The sequence below is a fragment of the Pseudonocardia sp. NPDC049635 genome (assembly GCF_040659795.1).
Classification (GTDB): domain Bacteria; phylum Actinomycetota; class Actinomycetes; order Mycobacteriales; family Pseudonocardiaceae; genus Pseudonocardia.
Window position 1 is genome coordinate 26,996 of sequence record NZ_JBFAON010000005.1, and the last position, 14,839, is coordinate 41,834.

Annotated in this window: 11 protein-coding genes and 1 tRNA gene; 6 read left to right on the forward strand and 6 right to left on the reverse strand. The window is 72.2% G+C overall.

The window, feature by feature from the left end; all coding sequences use genetic code 11:
• Positions 1 to 39: 39 nt before the first annotated feature.
• Positions 40 to 1,521: a threonine/serine exporter family protein gene (locus AB0J24_RS08430; RefSeq protein WP_358677466.1), complete on the reverse strand. Its 1,482-nt coding sequence runs from the start codon at positions 1,519 to 1,521 to the stop codon at positions 40 to 42.
• A gap of 162 nt (positions 1,522 to 1,683) precedes the next feature.
• Between AB0J24_RS08430 and AB0J24_RS08435 the strand changes: the two genes are divergently transcribed.
• From AB0J24_RS08435 to AB0J24_RS08460, 6 genes are all read left to right on the forward strand, one after another.
• A tRNA-Thr gene (locus AB0J24_RS08435) sits at positions 1,684 to 1,755 on the forward strand.
• A 417-nt stretch (positions 1,756 to 2,172) separates the two neighbouring features.
• Positions 2,173 to 3,753, forward strand: a complete 1,581-nt coding sequence (locus AB0J24_RS08440) for an LLM class flavin-dependent oxidoreductase (RefSeq protein ID WP_358677469.1) — start codon at positions 2,173 to 2,175, stop codon at positions 3,751 to 3,753.
• A 38-nt stretch (positions 3,754 to 3,791) separates the two neighbouring features.
• The gene (locus AB0J24_RS08445; RefSeq protein ID WP_358677472.1) at positions 3,792 to 4,337 is read left to right on the forward strand and encodes a MarR family winged helix-turn-helix transcriptional regulator; all 546 of its coding nucleotides are present in this window, start codon (positions 3,792 to 3,794) and stop codon (positions 4,335 to 4,337) included.
• A gap of 2 nt (positions 4,338 to 4,339) precedes the next feature.
• Positions 4,340 to 4,846 (forward strand): MarR family transcriptional regulator, encoded by a 507-nt coding sequence (locus AB0J24_RS08450; protein WP_358677474.1) that lies wholly within the window; start codon positions 4,340 to 4,342, stop codon positions 4,844 to 4,846.
• Between the two features lie 421 nt (positions 4,847 to 5,267).
• Entirely contained in the window at positions 5,268 to 6,260 is a 993-nt protein-coding gene (locus AB0J24_RS08455; protein WP_358677477.1) for an LLM class flavin-dependent oxidoreductase, read from the forward strand.
• Positions 6,261 to 6,565: 305 nt separating this feature from the next.
• Positions 6,566 to 8,290, forward strand: coding sequence for an acetoacetate--CoA ligase (locus AB0J24_RS08460; RefSeq protein WP_358677479.1), 1,725 nt, complete (start codon positions 6,566 to 6,568; stop codon positions 8,288 to 8,290).
• Positions 8,291 to 8,522: 232 nt separating this feature from the next.
• On the opposite strand, the gene AB0J24_RS08465 is transcribed toward AB0J24_RS08460, so the two are convergent.
• The 5 genes from AB0J24_RS08465 to AB0J24_RS08485 form a co-directional block, all read right to left on the reverse strand.
• Positions 8,523 to 11,276: an AAA family ATPase gene (locus tag AB0J24_RS08465; protein ID WP_358677482.1), complete on the reverse strand. Its 2,754-nt coding sequence runs from the start codon at positions 11,274 to 11,276 to the stop codon at positions 8,523 to 8,525.
• A 233-nt stretch (positions 11,277 to 11,509) separates the two neighbouring features.
• Entirely contained in the window at positions 11,510 to 11,920 is a 411-nt protein-coding gene (locus tag AB0J24_RS08470; protein ID WP_358677484.1) for a nitrile hydratase accessory protein, read from the reverse strand.
• Entirely contained in the window at positions 11,917 to 12,561 is a 645-nt protein-coding gene (gene nthA, locus AB0J24_RS08475; protein ID WP_358677487.1) for a nitrile hydratase subunit alpha, read from the reverse strand. Before nthA ends, AB0J24_RS08470 begins: the two co-directional genes overlap by 4 nt.
• A complete protein-coding gene (gene nthB / locus AB0J24_RS08480) occupies positions 12,558 to 13,274 on the reverse strand; it encodes a nitrile hydratase subunit beta (protein WP_358677490.1) in 717 nt (238 codons plus the stop codon). Before nthB ends, nthA begins: the two co-directional genes overlap by 4 nt.
• Entirely contained in the window at positions 13,271 to 14,815 is a 1,545-nt protein-coding gene (locus AB0J24_RS08485; RefSeq protein WP_358677493.1) for an amidase, read from the reverse strand. The genes nthB and AB0J24_RS08485 overlap by 4 nt, the downstream gene beginning before the upstream one ends.
• Positions 14,816 to 14,839 lie beyond the last annotated feature (24 nt).

Below are 14,839 nucleotides of genomic sequence, written 5' to 3' on the forward strand. Positions count from 1 at the left end.
CGCGCGGGCCGCGGGCTCGTCCCGGGCCCGGGACCGAGCCTACTTCGACTCGGCCGAGGGGGCCTGGGGTTCGACGACGTCGGAGTCCGGCGCGAGCATGTAACCGCTGCCGGTGGACGGGCTGTCCCCTGAGGACGGTGTCTCCTCCGGCTTGCGCCGTGGGCGGGTCACGAACTGGCCCAGCGCCACACCGGAGGCCAGCGCGAGCCCGATCGCCAGCGCGATCGTGACCGTCACCAGTCCTTCCGAGACGCCTTCGACCGCGAGCTGGTAGAAGCCGCGGTAGGCGGCCAGACCGGGCAGCAGCGGGGTGACACCGGCGAGGGTCACCACCATCGGCGGCGTGTTCGTGCCGCGCCGCAGCAACCCGGCCGCGAGACCGACGACCAGCGCCGCGGCGCCCGTCGCCGGGACCGCTCCGATCCCGACCACCTGGGTCAGCACGCCGTAGACCGCCCAGCTCGCGGCACCGACCGCACCGGCGATCGGCAGCGAGCGCAGCGGCGCGTACCCGGCGAGCGCGTAGAACGCGGCCGCGAGCGCACCGGACATCACGGACAGGCCGAACTGGCCGACGCTGGACGGGAGGTCCCCGGACACCTCGATCGGCACGTCGAACTGGAAACCCAGCTGCAGTCCCAGGACGACGCCGGTGAGCAGGCCCGCCGACAGCAGCGCGATCTCCACGATGCGGGCGGCCGCGGTCAGGTAGTAGCCGGTCAGTGCGTCCTGCACGGTGGAGACGACACTCAGCCCGGACAACAGCACGGTGATGCCGGCCGCGACGATGAACGAGGGTCTGGTCCCCGCCGGGAAGAGGCCGATCGAGATCAGCAGGATCGTCGAGCCGGTCACCAGGAAACCGCCCAGTGCCTGCTGGAAGAACGACGCCACCCCCCACCGGGCCAGCCGCCGGCCGATCCGGTCGATCGCCGCCGTGGTGACGAACGCGGCCGTCGCGGTGATCGGGCCGCCGCCGAGCAGCAGGGCGATGGACGCGGCCAGGCCGGCCCAGCCGAACGTCGCGACCCAGCGCGGGTAGGGGTGCGGGCTGCGCACGACGTCCGACACCCGCGACGACGCCGCACGCACGTCCAGCTCACCCGCCTCCAGCTCGCGGACGATCTGCTCGGTCTCGGCCAGCCGGGACAGGTCCAGGGTGCGGTAGCGGACCAGGCGCATCGTGGTGACCGGCTGGGCCGCGTTGCCGCGGTGGCAGCACATGGTGATCGAGGTGAACGTGATGTCGACGTCCACGGCGGGCAGACCCGCCGCGTTGGCCAGCCGCAACATCGTCGCCGTGACCTCGTCGACCGACTCACCGCTGGACAGCTCGATCTCGCCGATCCGCATGCAGAGGTCGAGGACCTGCTGGACCTGGGCGTCGTCGGGGACCTGCGGACCGAGCATCAGCATCGGCACCGTCGAGGGGCCCGGGGTCAGGAGGCGTTTCGCGTCCCGTCGCAGGGCACCCCGCAGTCGCCGTGCGAACCGGTCGGCGGTCGGCCTGTCCTCGGCCACGGTCCCCTCACCTCCATCTGTGCGTGCGGCCCCCAGGCTAGGGATGTGTTCCGGGCGGGTTACGGCGGCACGCGTCCCGTCCGACGGGTGGGCGGGGCGGGAGGTTGCGACGGGTGGGCTGCGAGGCCAGGACGCAGCCGGGGAGCTAGTCTGGGGCCACCTGCCGGTGTAGCTCAGTGGTAGAGCAACTGTCTTGTAAACAGTAGGTCGTCGGTTCGATCCCGACCTCCGGCTCCGCGTCTGACCAGTAGGTCTCCACTCTGGCTGCCTAACGGCGTGTGGTCGTGCGACCCCGTTCGTGACCCCACCGTGTAGCTCGTTCCATATGGCACCTGGGCCGACCGGCCCGGGGCAGCCGGGGCCAGGTGCCCGCCGTGACGGGGCGGACGACGGTGAAGCGCCGGTGGTCCGGAGTGGCGATCGTGGTGACCTCGAGCCGCTCGGTGAGCGTGATCATGGCCGAACAGGAAGCTCTGAGCGGGTTCACCCGCACCGGGCGAGTTCGCTTCACCTGTCGGTCGAGCGGCTCGCCCCACCTCACCTCGCACTGGTGTGAGTGCCGAGCCCACGCCGTGACACAGCTCAACCTCCGTGAAACGTTGCTGAGCATATCATTTGCTTGACAACGCAACAAATAATGAAGGAGGAGTCATGGCCGACTACGGCCACGACCTGCAGTTCGGCACCTTCCTGACCCCGGTGGCGGGCGCGCCACATCGTGTTGTCGAGCTCGCCCGACTGACCGAGCAGTCCGGCCTGGATCTGGTCACCGTCCAGGATCACCCCTATCAGGCACGGTTCCTCGACACCTGGACCCTGCTGTCGGTGATCGCCGCGACGACGACGTCGGTCCGGGTCTCGCCGAACGTCGCGAACCTGCCGCTCCGTCCGCCCGTGGTCCTCGCTCGAAGTGCGGCGACGTTGGACCTGCTCTCCGGTGGACGGGTGGAGCTGGGCCTGGGAGCGGGCGCCTTCCATGACGCCATCGCCTCCGTCGGAGGCCCGCGCCTCAGCCCTTCGCAGGCCGTCGACGCGCTGGCGGAGGGCATCGAGGTGATCCGGGGCATCTGGGACGCCGACGGCGGCCAGGTCCGCGTCGACGGCACCCACCACGTCGTTCCCGGTGCGCAACCGGGGCCCCGGCCGGCACATCCCATCGGAATCTGGCTGGGCGCCTACAAGAGGCGGATGCTCGAACTGACCGGCCGCGCCGCTGACGGCTGGCTGCCGAGCTCGCCGTACGTTCCCCCGGAAGGCCTGACGGCCATGAACGCGGCGATCGACGACGCCGCGCTGGCGGCCGGCCGCGCGCCCGCCGACATCCGACGCCTCTACAACGTCTCCGGCTCCTTCTCCGGGAGCGGCGACGGCTTCCTGGCCGGTGGGCCCGCCGTGTGGGCCGAGCAGCTCGCAGAGCTCGCCCTCGACGAGGGGATCAGCGGCTTCATCCTGATCGGCGACGACGGTGAGGCCATCCGACGGTTCGCCGGCGAGGTCGTCCCGGCGGTGCGTGAGCTGGTCGATGCGGAGCGCCACTCCCCGGCCTCCTCCACCGGGATCGCCCCGACGGGGGCGGCAACCCCCGCCCAGGACCGGGAACCGGTGGAGGTGGCCCGGGGAGCGGCGCAGGCCGCAGGTCTCCAGGTGGCGCCGACGCCGGACGAGGGCACCCGGCTCAGCGCGACGGCGGCGTGGGACGAGACGACACGACCGGTGGGCCCGGCGAGGGACCCCCGACGCACGTATACACCCCACGAGCAGGCGGCGGGCCGTCACCTCATCGACGTCCACGACGGCCTGCGGTCCGAGCTGGCGCAGGTCCGCGAACTGGTCACGCAGGTCAGCGCCGGGCAGATGGACCCCGGCACCGCACGCTCGCACATCAACACCATGACGATGCGGCAGAACGACTGGACCATCGGTGCGTACTGCGAGGCGTACTGCCGGGTGGTCACCACCCACCACACGCTGGAGGACCAGAGCCTGTTCCCTCACCTGCGCCGCAGCGATCCGCGCCTGCGGCCGGTCATCGACCGGCTGGAGGACGAGCACCATGTCATCCACGACATCCTGGAGCGTGTCGATCGTGCCCTGGTCGCAATGATCTCCGGAGAGGACGACGGGAAGGCCCTCCACGCGGAGATCGACCTGCTCACCGACGCGTTGTTGTCGCACTTGGCCTACGAGGAACGCGAGCTCGTCGAACCGATTGCCCGGCTCGGGCTTCGCTAGCGCGATGTCGCTCGATGACGACTGGAGGAGAGGCCGACGTGAATCCGGAGACATCGACAGCCGCGGCGACCGCGTCGCCGGCGGGGTCCGGCGACGAGCAGCTGGGGTGGGCACTGGGTGTCCTCGTGCGCGCCTACCAGGCAGCCCTGGGTGGCGTCGTCGCCGACTTCCCGCACGGTCTGCGCGGGTACGAGATCCTCGCGAGCGTCGTCGAGGAGCCGCAGCCCAGCCAGCAGGCCCTGGCCGCCCGTCTCGGCATCGACCCGTCGGTGCTCGTCTACGTGCTCGACGACCTGGTCGAGGCCGGGTTGGTGGAGCGTTGCCCGAACCCGGCCGACCGTAGGCAGCGGATGATCGTGGCCACCGGACGTGGATCCGACGTCTTCGAGGTCGCTGCCGCGAGGGTGGCTGAGGCGGAGAACGACGTGCTCGGCGCGCTCAGCGCCGAGGAGCAGAACGCCTTCCGGACCATGCTGTGCCGGGTCGCCTGCTCGGTGAGGACGGTCGACGTCGAGACGGACCCGTGCGCCGCGGCCGCGGTCATGATCGCGGCGCCATCGCCGCGCCCCGCCCGGAGGCGGTGACCGTGACCCGCACGACGGTGACGAGACCGGCCGAGCCCGCGCAGCTGTTCGCCGACGAACAGCGTTGCACCTGGGCGGCGCTGCAGACGATGGTCGCTCTGGTCGAACGGGCCGTCGACCACGACCTGATCCGTGAGACGGGCCTGCCCCAGTCCTATCTCCACATCCTCTGTCGGCTGGCCGAGGTGGGCGGCGAGATGCGTATCGGAGATCTCGCGGTGACCAACGGGCTGTCGGGGAGCAGGGCCAGCCACGCGGTGGCCCGGCTCGCCGAGGCCGGTCTCGTGAGCCGGGAGCGGCTCGCCGACGACCGCAGGAGCGTAACCGTGACGCTCACCGAGGAGGGGATGGGCACGTTGAGATCGGCGGAGCCCACGCTCGCCTCCTCGCTCCACCAGCACCTGTTCGGCAGTCTGGACGCCGAGCAGCGAGGACAACTGCAGCGGATCGCGGCGACGGTGAGCGCGGCGATGCGTCGGAGCGCCCCCGACGAGGCGCCGCCTGCTTGACCGGTGCGGTGGTCATGAGCAAGTACGCATCGCACTCAGGGTGGAGAATCCGGGTGGGCGGAGCACCCGAGCACGACGGTCCTGCGTGCGCACCGGGACGAAACGCAGGAAACGGGTGGCAGGTCAGAGCATGCGCCGCTGGCGCCCGGGTTCCGCATCGACCGGGTCGCGCGGTCGAGCGTGTCGGCTGCTTGGTCCTGGAAGAAGCGGCACAGGGGCCTGAGTGAGTGCTGGGGAAACCGCGGTCTGAGGGGTTGAACCGGCCGCGCCACGCTCCGGGGCGCGGATCACGCCGTCGGGCCGAACGGGAGCCCGGATGTGTGGGTAAGGTCCGGCGTGCGTGAGCCAAGCCACAGTGTTTGATCGACCCTGGTGGATCCGCCGTCGCGGGACACCGTCATGGCGCAAGGAGGCGCATCACATGAAGCTCGCTCTCTACCTGCCGAACTTCCGCGACAAGGTGACCATCCAGGAGCTGGAGGACCTCACCGCGCTGGCCGAGGAGCTCGACTTCGACTCCGTCTGGACGCTCGACCGGATCGTGGTGCCGGAGGCGTCGGACCGGCAGGAGCTGCAGTACTCGTTCGGCATGATGGACGGCCTGCCCAACGCGCTGCCGGTGAGCTCGCGGGGCGAGTGGTTCCAGGGGTACCCGCTGATCCCGTGGCTGGCGGCGAAGACCTCGAAGGTCCGCATCGGCATGAGCATCATCGACACGCCGTTCCGGGCGCCCGGGGTGCTCGCCGCCGAACTGGCGACGATCGACCACCTGTCGAACGGGCGGCTCAACGTCGGCCTGGGCTCGGGCTGGATGCCCGAGGAGTTCGCCGCGGCGAGCGCGTCGCACATCTTCCCGAAGCGCCACAAGCACGTCCGCGAGTCGATCGAGGTCATGCAGGGCGTCTGGGCGAACGAGCACTTCGAGTACCACGGCGAGTTCGCCGACTTCGACCTGTGCGGGTTCGGGGCGAAGCCGTTGCAGAAGCCCCGCCCGCCGATCTTCATGAGCGGGCTCAAGGACCCGCTGCGTTCGGCGCGCCGGATCACCCGCTACGACCTCGACGGCTGGATCGGCATCCAGGACTCGCCGGAGGGCCTGGGGAAGTGGCTTACCGCGATCGACCAGCAGTTCGAGGAGATCGGCAGCCCGAAGCGGTCGAAGGACCTGGTGATCTCGTCGATGATCTGGACGGTCATCACCGACACCGACACCGACCAGACGGTCAACGGGGTCGCGTCGAACCTGCTGGTCGGCTCGGAGAAGCAGGTCACCGACCGGCTCAAGGCCTACAAGGAGGCGGGGATGACGATGCCGCTGATCTGGCCGCCGTTCGCCGACGTCCCGGTCTCGAAGACGCTCGACGACCTCAAGCGGATCAAGAACGACATCATGCCGAAGGTCGAGGCCTCCTGAGCGGTCACCGGTCCGCGAGCAGATCCACCTGGGCGGGCCCGCGCGATCGGGCCCGCCGGGGTGTCGTGAGAGAACGGTGCAGATGACTGACACGCTCTGGAGCCCGAGCGCGGACCGCATCGAGGGTTCCGCGCTGCGTGCCTACCTGGACTGGCTGGAGAAGCGCGAAGGGCGGGCCTTCGCCGACCACGACGACCTCTGGGCCTGGTCGGTCGCCGACATCGACCGGTTCTGGTGCTCCGTCGCCGAGTACTACGAGGTCGCCTTCGCCACGCCGTGGGAGCAGGTGCGGACCCGCGGACCCGATGCCGCGCACCCGCTGGTTCACCGGGGCCCGGTTGAACTGGGCCGAGCACGCACTGCGCCACGGAGCCGATCCCGACCCGGCGCTGGTGTGTCTGCGGGAGGGCGGCGGCCCGGCCCGGGAGATCACCTTCGGTGAGCTGCGCCGGTCCGTCGCCGCCGCGGCCGGCTGGCTGCGTCGCGCCGGCGTCCGTCCCGGTGACCGGGTCTGCGCCTACCTGCCCAACACCGAGCACGCCGTGATCGGGCTGCTCGCCGCCGCGGTCGGCGCCGTCTGGTCCTGCTGTTCGCCGGACTTCGGCGCGGACGGGACCGTCGGGCGTCTCGCGCAGCTCGAACCCACCGTGCTGATCGCGGCCGACGGCTACCACTGGAACGGCCGGGTCGTCGACCGCGCCGACGTCGTCGCGCAGCTGCGGGCGCAGCTGCCGACGCTGCGCCACGTGGTGCACGTCCCGTACGTGTCCGAGCGCCCGGCTCCCGACGGTGCCACGCCGTGGTCCGATCTGCTGGCCGTCGACACCCCGCCCGGGTTCGACCGGGTGGAGTTCTCGCACCCGCTGTGGGTGCTGTTCACCTCGGGCACCACCGGGTCGCCGAAGGGCCTGGTGCACGGGCACGGCGGGATCACCCTCGAGGGTCTCAAGTGGACCGGCCTCTACTGCGGTCTACGCGCCGGCGAGCGGATGTTCGCCTACACCTCGACCGGTTGGGCGCTGTGGAGCATGCAGCTCGGCGCGCTCACCCACGGAGCGAGCATCGTGCTCTACGAGGGCAGCCCCGGGTACCCGGCGGGCGCGGTCTGGGAGGCCGCGGCCCGCTCGGGCGCCGACGTGATGCTGCTCGGCGCCGCCGTGGTCACCGCGTCGGCGGACACCGGGGTGTCCCCGCGGGCCGAGTACGACCTGAGCCGGTTGCGGCACCTCATGGTCAGCGGCTCGGCGCTGCCGCCGGCCGGGTACCACTGGGTCCTGCGGCACGTCGGCGATCTGCGGATCGACTCCACCAGCGGGGGCACCGACATCTCGGGTTCGTTCGTCGGTGCGAACGAGTACACACCGGTGCGTGCCGGTCGCATCGGTGGGCGGCTCGCCGGTGTCGACTGCGCGGCCTGGGACGACGACGGTGAACCGGTCGTCGGGACGGTCGGCGAGCTCGTCGTCACCCAGCCGATGCCGTCGATGCCGGTGCACCTGTGGAACGACCCGGACTCGACCCGCTACCTGGAGTCCTACTTCGACACCTGGCCCGGCGTGTGGCGGCACGGCGACTGGGTCACGCTGCACCCCGACGGCAGCCTCACCATCCACGGCCGCTCGGACTCCACGCTGAACCGGAACGGGGTGCGCCTGGGCACCGGTGACTTCTACGACGTCCTGGAGCCGATGCCGGAGATCGCCGAGACGCTGGTGATCGGCGTGGAGCTGCCCGACGACGGGTACTGGCTGGGGCTGTTCGTGGTGCCAGCGCCCGGTCACCGGCTCGACGACGAGCTGAAGCAGCGGATCACCGGGACCCTGCGGACCCGGTTGAGCCCCCGGCACGTGCCGGACGAGATCGTCGAGGCCCCCGCGGTCCCGCACACCCTCAGCGGCAAACGCCTGGAGGTGCCGGTCAAGAAGCTGATGGCGGGCAGGCCGCTGGAGAAGGCGGTGAACCTCGCCTCGGTCGACGACCCGGACGCGTTGCGCTGGTACGCGCGGTTCGCCGCGGACCGGCGGGGTTGAGGTGCGCCTCGGCGCAATGCTCGCGCACCTGTCCGACGCCCCGCCCCGCCCCGCCCGGTCGTGCCGTGGGCCCGCCGGTTCGCCGACGCGGGGTTCGACGAGGCCGTCGTGGTGATCGGGCCGGACGGCCCGGACCCCCGGACGGGTACGGGCCCCCTGCTGCCCTGAACGGTGGGCGGGCCGACCCGGACCGGTCACCGGGGCATGGCCTGCCGGCGCCGCTCGGTTCCGGTCAGTGCAGGGGCAGGCCCCTGAGCTGGCGGCGGGAGGTGATGTCCAGCTTGCGGAAGATGTTGCGCAGGTGGGTCTCGACCGTGCGGGGACTCAGGAACAACTGCGTCCCGATCTCACGGGTGGTCGCCCCGGCGGCCGCCAGACGTGCGATGTGCAGCTCGTGCGCGGTCAGGGCGTCGGTCGGCCCGACGCCACGCCGGAGGGGGCGCTCACCGGTGGCGCGGAGCTCGCGGCCCGCCTGCGCGGCGAACGCCTCCGCCCCCATCTCCGTGAGCTGGTGGTAGGCGGTGCGGAGCTGGTCGCGGGCGTCCTGGCGGCGGCCCTCGCGGCGCAGCCACCCGCCGTAGAGAAGATGGGTACGGGCGAGGTGCCCGGTCATCAGGCTCTTCTGGAGCCGTTCGACGGCCTCGCGGTAGTGCTTCTCGACAGCCGGCCCGGCCCCGACCAGCGCGCGTGAGCGGGCGGCCAGCCCGAGGGCCCACTCGGTACCGGCGGCCTGCGCCCGCGCCTCGAGCTTCTCGAGTGCTGCTGCGGCCACCTGCGTCCGTCCGGTCCGGACGGCGGACTCGACGAGCTCGGGCAGGGTGATACTGCTGTGCACCAGCTCGTAGGCGGCGGCTGCCCCCACCGCGGCGTCCAACGCAGCCTCGTAGTCGCCGTGACCGTTGTGGAGCACCGCCAGCGCGTACTGGGCCAGGGTCACCTCGGTCCCCTTCTCCCGCCCGGCCGCCCCGTCGATGCTGGTCCGGTACAGCTCGGTGGTCTCGGCCCGGCGACCACACCATGCGGCGAGGACGAGCCGGCCGTGGCACAGCGGATCGGTCCCGGTCGCCCGGGCGACCGTCTCCTGCTCGGCGACCAGCTCGGCGGCCCCGGAGAGGTCCCCGGTGAGCACCGCGGTGACCGCCTGGAACAGCAGAGCGGCGGGGAGCGCGGCCAGCGCACCCGCCTCGCGGGCGAGCCGTACCCGGCGGCCGGCCAGCTCGTGCACGAACCTGTCGTCGAACAGCCCGGCCGCGGCCCGGCTGGCCATCTGCAGCACCCGGCGGTGATCGAGATCCGATCTCCTCCCGGGGGAGGGTTCTTCGTCCCGCAACGACTCCAGGGCCCGGCGCAGCACCGGCACGCCCGCCTCGTACCCGCGGGTGTAGATCGCGGTCATCCCGTCGAGCAACAGGTCGACCGGCCGGGCCGGGTCGGGCGCGGCGGGGGCCGCGAGCGCGGCCTCCGCCACCTCCGGCACCCCGCGTCGCCGCCCGGTCGGGCAGATGATGATCGCCGCGTCGAGCGCGTTCAGGTACGTCTCGCGGGACAGGGCGGCGTCCAGCGGTGCGAGAGCCTCGGCCGCGTCCAGCAGCAGTCCCGGTGTGGTGCCGTCCCTGGTCGCGTCGAACGCGAACTGTGCGCGCAGCAGCTGCAGGCGGGCGCGGCCCCACTCGTCGAGCGGGCCCGCCGCCGCGACCTCCAGCAGTTCCTGGGCCTCGGCGCAGGCACCGGCCTCGTGCGTGGCGTGCGCCGCGTCCAGTGCCCGCGCGGCGCGCCTCGCGGGATCGGGTGTCAGCTCGACCGCACGGCGCAGGAACGCCGCCGCGGCGGGTGACCCCCCGCGGGCGCTCGCCCGCTCCGCCGAGCGTTCCAGCTCGGTGGCGGCTCCTTCGTCGACACCGGGCACGGCCTGCGCGAAGTGCCAGGCACGCCGGTCGGGCGCGGCCTCCGGATCGGTCGCGGTGGCCAGCGCCTCGTGCACCCGCCGATGTTCGGCGGGGCCGGCCGCCCGGTAGACCGCCGAGCGCACCAGCGGGTGGCGGAACCGCACCCGCGAGCCGACGTCCAGCAACCCGGCGGCCTCGGCGGCCTCGGCGGCTTCCGGTCCGATCCCCAGGTGCGCGGCCGCCCGCCACAACAGGGCCACCTCACCGGTCGGGTCCGCCGCGGCGAGCAGCAGCAACAGCTGGGTCGGCGTCGGCAGGCCGCACGAGCGACGGCGGAAGGTCTCTTCGATGCGGCGCGGCACCCCCATCGTGTCGGGCAGGTGGAACTCGCTGGTCAGCCGGATCGGATCGGTGTGGCGGGACAGCTCCAGCAGCGCGAGCGGGTTGCCGCGGGCCTCGGTGACGATCCGGTCGCGCACGCCGTCGTCGAGCGGGGTGCGGACCGCGGTCGACAGCAGTGCCCGCGCGGCGTTCTCGCCGAGCCCGGTCAGGTGCAGGTCGGGAAGCCCGTCGAAGGCAGCGGCCACCGTGCCGTCACCGTCGTGGGGGTCGCGCAGGGTGAACAGCAGGGCCACCCGTTCGGACGAGACGCGGCGCGCCACGAATGCCAGGACCTGGGCGGACGACCGGTCCAGCCACTGCGCGTCGTCCACGAGACACAGCAGCGGCTCCGGTCCGGCCGTCTCCGCGAGCAGGTTGAGTGCGGCGAGCCCGACCAGGAACCGGTCGGGAGCGGGACCGCTGCGCTCCCCGAGGGCGACGCCGAGTGCGGCCTGCTGCGGTTCCGACAGCAACCCGACACGGTCCAGCAGCGGCGCGCACAGCTGGTGCAGGCCCGCGAAGGCGAACTCCGACTCCGACTCCACCCCGGCCAAGCCCTCCACCCGGAACCCGGCGGGCGCCGCGACCGCGCGGGCGTGCTCCAGCAGGGCCGTCTTGCCGATCCCCGCCTCTCCGCGGATCACGAGCACGCCGCAGCGCCCGTCCTGCGCCTTGGCCAGCAACTGTTCCACGGCCTCGCGCTCAGCGCGCCGACCCACGAGTTCTGTCAGCTCCGCTCCCCGGGTCCGTGTGCGACCGAGCCCTGTCCGTGCCGGACCGCACGATCATCGCTGGCCCGGGTCCGGACCACCAGGCATCCCGTGAACGAATCGCTCGAATCGGGTACGGCGGTCCACGGCCCGACGTCGCGGCGCCGCCCCCGGTGCACACCCGCCGGACCGGACCCGCGACGACTCACGGGGACGGCACGGCGGGTGTGCACCGGGCCCGGTCAGCGCCGGGCCGGGTCGATCGTGACGGGTTCGCGACGGGCCTCGTGGTGGTTCGCGTCGCGCGGGGTGGTCAGCACCTGGCGGGTGCGCTCGTCCAGCGCGGCCGAGTCGGACAGCGCCCCGCTCGCGGCGAGGGTGTGCTCCAGCGCGTCGAGCCAGTGCAGGTAGTAGCTCCACGGCTCGCCGCCGTCACCGCTCTCCCACCGCCGGATCGACTCGATCAGCGACAGCTGGAACTCGCTCCACTCGTAGTGGCCCTCGTGATAGGCGGCCACCGCCATCGCGAAGGCCCGCAGCTCCCACGGTTCGGAGAACGGCCGGTCCGCGCCCGGTGTGTCGCAGACCAGCTTCTCCACCCGGCGCCGGGCGTCGCCCAGCTCGGTGGCGTCGGTACGCAGCTCGGTGCTCATGCCGCGGCCCCGGACCCGACCGGCCGGGGTGCACCCACGCCGATCATCGAGTCGCGGGTCACCAGCTCGGCCAGCTCCGCCTCGGGCAGGTGCTCGCTGCCGGCGGGGCGCTGCGGGAGCACCCAGTAGCGGAGCTCCGAACTGGAGTCCCAGACCCGGATCTCGACCGTCTCGGGCACCGGGAAGTCGAAGTCCTCGGCGAGCACCGTGCGTGGTTCGCGCACGATCCGGGCCCGGAACGGTGGCGCCTTGTACCAGTTGGGCGGGAGCCCGAGCACCGGCCACGGGTAGCAGGAGCAGAGCGTGCAGACGATGACGTGATGGACGGTGTCGGTGTTCTCGACGACCACCATCTCCTCGCCCTGCAGCCCGCCGATGCCGAGCTCACGGCAGGCGGCCGAGGCGTCGGCGAGCAGGCGCTGCTTGAACTCCGGGTCCGTCCACGCCCGGGCGACCACCCTGGCGCCCAGCTGGGGGCCGACCTCGTTCTCGTAGATCTCGGCGAGGCGGTCCACCGCCGCCGTGGTCATGACGCCCTTCTCGATGAGCAGCGCCTCGAGCGCCTTGACCCGGGCGGTGATCTCCTCCTGGGTGTTGAGGCGGGTGTCGGTGCGGATCGGCTCGGGACGGCTCTCGGTCACGATCGGGCTCCCTGAGGGGTGGCCGCGGCGGCGTGGGACAGGTAGGGCTCCCACACGTCGAAGTAGTTCGCGCCGTTCGGGTCGGCGGTCTCGGGACCCCACAGCTCGGCGGCGGTGAACCGCGCCGTGTAGAGGTGCTCGGGGCAGTCGCCGAGCCCGTTGCCCGCCGTGTCCGGGTACAGGTAGGTCCCGTGCGCGGCGGTGACGACGCCGCGCTTGCCGCGGATGTAGCGGGCCCGGCGGGTGTGCCCGTACGGGCTGTCCTCGGCGACGACGATCTCGTCGCCGACCGCGAAGCCGGCCTTCTTGTCGGACTCGCGGTGGGCCGGGAAACCGTTGGTGACCGCCCAGTCGACGAACCCGAGGATCTCGGTGTCGGTCTCGCGTTCGGGCAGCGGGGCGTCCGGGTTCTCCCGGTAGTACCGGGTGCGTTCGGCCAGCTCGGCCGGGTCGATGATGCCTGCGGCCTCGGCGTAGTGCTCGACGGCGTGTGCCCAGTGCTCGTAGTAGTTGGAGATCAGGTACTCGGCCGGGTCCATCTTCTCGATGCCGTGCCGGAACTGGTCGACGTTGAACAGCCCGGCCCGGGCGCTCTGGGCGAACATCGAGAAGGCGATCTTCTCCCACTCGGCGCGGAACACCGGCTCGGACATGTGGTCGTGCTCGACCCGGCCCAGGCCGTCGGTGCCGCCGAGATCGAAGACTCCGTTCACTGCTGTCCTCCCACGGTGGTGAGCGCCGGTGGCGTGGGGAACCCGCCCACGGCCTGTTCGAAGGTGTGGGCGACGCGCAGCACGGTCGCGTCGTCGAAGTGCCTGCCGACGATCATCAGTCCGGCCGGCAGGCCGTTCACCAGTCCGGCGGGGACGCTCGCGGCGGGATGCCCGGTGACGTCGAACGGGGCGCAGTTGCCGATCATCCCGAGCGCGGTGGGCAGGTAGCTGTCCAGTCCGGCGTCGAGACCGACCAGTTCCGGGGCGGTGTAGGGCAGGGTCGGCATGACGAGCACGTCGTAGCTGCTCAGCGCGTCGTCGTAGGCCGCCCGCAGGTCGAGGGCGAGGTTGCGGGCCATCGCGTAGTACGAGCCGCCGCCGTGTCCGAAGGTGTAGGTCCCGGAGAGTCCGACCAGCTTCACCGTCTTGGACAGCTCGGCGCCGCGCTCGATGCGCTGCCGCGCGTAGTGCGCGATCAGTTCGGGGTCGTAGAGGCCGGGGTAGTTCATCCCGTAGGCGTTGCCGGTGATCATCTGGTACGCGGCGCCCTCGGTGGCGATGACGTTCCAGACCGCCATCCCGTCGAGGTGCCAGGGGATCGACACCTCCTCGGCGGTCAACCCGGCCTCGCACAGGGTGCCGATCGCCGTGCGCACGGTGTCGTCGACACCGGGGTCGCTCTCCGGCCGGCCGAAGCCCTCGGTCACGATCCCGATCCGCAGCCCGGCCGCCGACGTGTCGAGCGCGGCGAGGTAGTCGACCGGTTCCACCGAGGTGGGCTGGCGGGCGTCGAGACCGTCGACCCCGGCCAGCACGCCGAGCATCAGTGCGGCGTCGGTGACGGTCCGGGTGATCGGTCCGAGATGGTCGATGGTCGCCTCGATCGGGAACGCCCCGGTGTAGGGCACCAGACCGTGCGTCGGCTTGTGCCCGACCGTGCCGGAGAACGCGCTGGGGATGCGGATCGAGCCGCCCTGGTCGCCGCCGACGGCCAGATCGACCGCACCGCTGCCGACCAGCGCGGCACTGCCGCTGGACGAACCGCCGGACACCCTCGACGGGTCCCAGGGGTTGCGTACCGGCCACGGCCGGGAGGTGAAGCTGGCACCGGAGAAGCACAGGTCCTCGCAGACCGCCTTGCCGGTGATCGTCGCCCCGGCGGCGAGCAGCCGGGTCGCGACGGTGGCGTCGCGGCGCGGGACGAAGCCCTCGACCGTCGCCGAGCCGTTGGTCATCGGGACCCCGGCGAGCGAGATGTTGTCCTTGAGGGCGACCGTCCTCCCGGCCAGCGGGCCGTCCGCGGCGCCGGTCACCGAGGTCGTCACGTACCAGCCGCCGAGCGGGTTGTCGGCCGGTTCGGACCAGGCACGCTCGGGCGGCTCGGGGGCCGAGGCACGGTAGAGCTCCTCGACCCGGTCCGAGGCGCTCAGGGTCGCGGTGACGGCGGGGAGGAACTCGGCGAGCTCGGCCTCGGACAGACCGAACGCGTGCTGGGAGTTGATCGCCGCGAGCCGGGCGGGATCAGGGGGTGGTAGCGCCATCGAGCGGTTCTCCTCACGTCGCGG